At 72.2% G+C, this 3,594-nt stretch carries 2 protein-coding genes; one reads left to right on the forward strand and one right to left on the reverse strand.

Annotated features, from left to right (window positions below):
• Nucleotides 1-841: ABC transporter permease (locus AOK17_RS46620; protein ID WP_055618695.1), on the reverse strand; the 841-nt coding region annotated here is incomplete at its 3' end.
• A 167-nt stretch (nt 842-1,008) separates the two neighbouring features.
• Here AOK17_RS46620 and dnaE point away from each other — a divergent pair.
• Nucleotides 1,009-3,594 (forward strand): DNA polymerase III subunit alpha (gene dnaE, locus AOK17_RS46625; RefSeq protein ID WP_055618696.1); only part of this gene is annotated, 2,586 nt, incomplete at its 3' end.

The following is a 3,594-nucleotide window of genomic DNA, read 5'->3' on the forward strand; positions in this document are numbered from 1 at the left end:
GCATCGGGGGCGGGAGGGCGCCGCCCGCGCTCGGGTTGCCCAGGATCACCACGAGCAGTACGGCCACTCCGATGCCGACGACTCCGAAGAGGCACTGGAACGCGAGCGTGGCCGCTCCCACCGCGAAGGTGATCAGCGCGCCGAGCCCCCAGAGGGCCCAGACACTGCCCGGCAGGGCTCCCAGAATCGGTCCGACGATGACCGCGCCGCCGAGTCCGCCGACGATCGCGACCACGGCCATGGCGGCGAGCCGGATCGTCGCGCGCCGCGGGTTGGCAGGGCGTGCGCCCGCGCTGATCGCCAACGCCGACGCGCACAGATAGCCGCCCACGCACCAGCCGACGACCAGGTAGAAGGTGGTGAGCCCGTTGGCGTCCTGCGCGTCGGCCGGGACCACGTCGACGGTTCTCAGCGTGCGCCCCTGGTTCTTCTCCAGCTTGGTGGTGAGCGCGGTCAGCGCGCCGGCCAGCACCTTGCCGCCGCCGGACGCGACCAGCAGGGTGTCGGTGGTGCCGGCCGGGTCGATCACCAGGGCGCCGTCGATGTCGCGGTTCACGATCTGCTCGCGGGCCGTCGCCCGGTCGGGGAGCGCACGAGGGTCCAGGGGTTCGCCGGGGAGCTGCTTCAGACGGGCCACCGCCTGGTCCGCGGCGGCTCCCGGGGCGACCACCCCGAACGCCACGTCCTTCGGCTTCGGGTTGTGCAGCGCCCCCACATAGGAGGCGATGAAGAGCAGCTGCAGGGCGAGCACGCCGATGACGAGCAGCGTGGCCCGCGGAGTGACTCCGTCCTTCACCTCTTCGAGGAAGGAGCGGTGCGGGGCCCCTGCTGTCTGTGTCATGCCCCCACGGTCCGAGCCACCCGGCGTTTGCGCAGGTGGGACGGGTCCGAACGGATGTCGCACACGTGTTCGGGAATTGGTCTATGGTGGGGGTGAGGGAGTAGGGAACAAACGTTCGAGTGCCGGTAGGGCTGGCGTGGGAGCCCCTGGGAGTGGTGGAGGTGCGTGTGCCGGGCTTCACGCATCTGCACACCGTTTCCGGGTTCTCCCTGCGGTATGGGGCCTCGCATCCGGAGCGCCTCGCCGAGCGTGCCTCCGAGCGGGGCATGGACGCGCTCGCCCTCACCGACCGGGACACCCTCGCGGGTGCGGTCCGCTTCGCCAAGGCCTGCGCCGCCCAGGGGGTGCGTCCACTGTTCGGGGTCGACCTCGCGGTCGAGGAGCCCGTACGGGATGGGGAGTCCGTACGGGCCGGTGGGCCCGTAAGAGGGGAGCGGCGGCGGGCTCCCGTGCGGGGCGGTGCCTTCATCGACGAGTCGACGCCTCGGGTGACCTTCCTCGCCCGGGACGGCGCGAAGGGCTGGGCCGAGCTCTGCAGAATCGTTACTGCGGCGCATGCGGGCGACAAGGGTGAGGCCGGCGGGCCGCTGCTGCCCTGGACGGACAACCACGCCGACGGCCTGACCGTCCTGCTCGGACCCGCCTCCGACGTCGGCCGGGCGCTCGTCGCCGGGCGTCCCGACCGGGCCGCGAAACTGCTCGCGCCCTGGCGGGAGGTCTACGGCGACGCCCTGCGTCTCGAAGCGGTCTGGCACGGGCGCGAGGGCACCGGTCCCGGCTCGCTGCGGCTGGCCGCCCGTACCGTCGGCTTCGCCGCCGAGCAGCGGGTGCGGCCGGTGCTCAGCAACGCCGTCCGGTACGCCGACCCGGGCATGGGCCCGGTCGCCGACGTCCTGGACGCCGCCCGCCGGCTCGTGCCGGTCGACCCCCGCAAGGAGCTGGACAGCGGCGAGGCCTGGCTCAAGGACGCGGGCGCCATGCTCGGCGCCGCCGAACGGATCGTCGAGGCCGCGGGTTTTCGCCGTGACACCGCCTACCGACTGCTCGAACAGACGCGGGCCACCGCCGCCGAGTGCCTCGTCGACCCGGAGGACGACCTCGGCCTCGGTGCCGTGCACTTCCCCGAGCCGCACCTCGTCGGCGCCGGACGACGCACCGCGCAGCGCGTACTGGCCTCGCGGGCGGCGGCGGGGATGGTGCGGCGCGGCTACGACCGTTCCCCCGAAGCGCGTGGCTACTGGGAACGGATGCACCGCGAGCTGGACATCATCGCCCACCACAGCTTCGCCTCCTACTTCCTGACGGTCGCTCAGGTCGTGGACGACGTACGGGAGATGGGCATCCGAGTCGCCGCGCGCGGCTCCGGCGCGGGCTCGCTCGTCAACCACCTCCTCGGTATCGCGCACGCCGACCCCGTCGCGCACGGACTGCTGATGGAACGCTTCCTGTCCAAGCGCCGCCCGGTCCTGCCCGACATCGACATCGACGTGGAGTCCGCGCGCCGGCTGGAGGTCTACCGCGCGATCATCGGCCGGTTCGGCACCGAGCGGGTCGCGACCGTGGCGATGCCGGAGACGTACCGGGTGCGTCATGCGGTACGGGACGTCGGCGCGGCCCTCTCCATGAACCCGGCCGACATCGACCGCATCGCCAAGTCCTTCCCGCACATCCGCGCCCGAGACGCCCGTGCCGCACTGCAGGAACTGCCCGAACTACGGTCCCTGGCAGGGGAGATGGAGAAGTACGGGCGGCTGTGGGAACTCGTGGAGGCACTGGACGCCCTGCCGCGCGGAGTCGCCATGCACCCGTGCGGGGTACTCCTCTCCGACGCCTCGCTCCTCGCCCGTACGCCCGTCATGCCGACCAGCGGCGAGGGGTTCCCCATGTCGCAGTTCGACAAGGAGGACGTCGAGGACCTCGGGCTGCTCAAACTGGACGTGCTGGGTGTGCGCATGCAGTCGGCGATGGCGCACGCGGTGGCCGAGGTGGAGCGGGCCACGGGGGACCGGGTCGACCTGGACGCCGTCGAGGAGGGCGACCCCGCCACGTATCAACTCATCCGGTCCGCCGAGACGTTGGGCTGCTTCCAGATCGAGTCGCCGGGTCAGCGGGACCTGGTGGGCAGGCTCCAGCCCGCCACCTTCCACGATCTCGTCGTCGACATCTCCCTCTTCCGGCCGGGACCGGTCGCGGCCGACATGGTGCGGCCGTTCATCGAGGCGCGGCACGGCCGGGCGCCGGTCCGCTTCCCGCACCCGGATCTGGAGGAGCCGCTGAGGAGCACGTACGGGGTCGTGGTCTTCCACGAGCAGATCATCGACATCGTCGACATCATGACCGGCTGCGGGCGCGACGAGGCGGACCGGGTGCGGCGCGGGCTGTCCGACCTGGAGTCGCAGGGGCGGATCCGGGTGTGGTTCGCGCAGCATGCCGCCGCGCGGGGATACGACGCGGAGACGATCCGGCGGACCTGGGAGATCGTCGAGGCCTTCGGGTCGTACGGCTTCTGCAAGGCGCACGCGGTCGCCTTCGCCGTGCCGACGTACCAGTCGGCCTGGCTGAAGGCGCATCACCCGGCCGCCTTCTACGCCGGGCTGCTCACGCACGATCCCGGGATGTATCCGAAGCGGCTGCTGCTCGCGGACGCGCGGCGGCGGGGGGTGCCGATCCTGCCGTTGGACGTGAACCGGTCGGCGGTCGCACACCGTATCGAACTGGTGTCTGAATCCGAGGGGTTCGAGGGGGCCGGGGGG

The organism is Streptomyces phaeochromogenes, from assembly GCF_001418655.1.
GTDB lineage: Bacteria > Actinomycetota > Actinomycetes > Streptomycetales > Streptomycetaceae > Streptomyces > Streptomyces phaeochromogenes.